Below are 372 nucleotides of genomic sequence, written 5' to 3'. Positions count from 1 at the left end.
GCGCCCGTAGCTCAATTGGATAGAGCGTTTGACTACGGATCAAGAGGTTAGGGGTTCGACTCCTCTCGGGCGCGCCATTAACGGGAAGTGGCTCAGCTTGGTAGAGCACCTGGTTTGGGACCAGGGGGTCGCAGGTTCAAATCCTGTCTTCCCGACCACGCGGGTGTAGTTTAGTGGTAAAACAAGAGCCTTCCAAGCTCTGGTCGAGAGTTCGATTCTCTTCACCCGCTTTTAGTTCTTTGAAAACTGAACGAAACAAAAAACGTGAAACGTCAATTTTTATTTATGATGCTAGACAAACTTTATTGGAGAGTTTGATCCTGGCTCAGGATGAACGCTGGCGGCGTGCCTAATACATGCAAGTCGAGCGAA

At 49.5% G+C, this 372-nt stretch carries 3 tRNA genes and 1 rRNA gene; all 4 read left to right on the top strand.

Annotated elements, in window-relative coordinates:
• A tRNA-Arg gene (locus MR063_RS21625) sits at positions 1-77 on the top strand.
• 4 nt (positions 78-81) lie between these two features.
• Positions 82-158, top strand: a tRNA-Pro gene (locus MR063_RS21620).
• Between the two features lies 1 nt (position 159).
• Positions 160-230, top strand: a tRNA-Gly gene (locus MR063_RS21615).
• Positions 231-302: 72 nt separating this feature from the next.
• Positions 303-372 (top strand): 16S ribosomal RNA (locus tag MR063_RS21610); the annotation flags it as partial.

The sequence above is a fragment of the Bacillus cereus group sp. BfR-BA-01492 genome (genome assembly GCF_022662815.1).
Classification (GTDB): domain Bacteria; phylum Bacillota; class Bacilli; order Bacillales; family Bacillaceae_G; genus Bacillus_A; species Bacillus_A cereus_BD.
The sequence above is the reverse complement of the archived record's forward strand: the minus strand, read 5'-3'. Positions and strand labels throughout refer to the sequence as shown.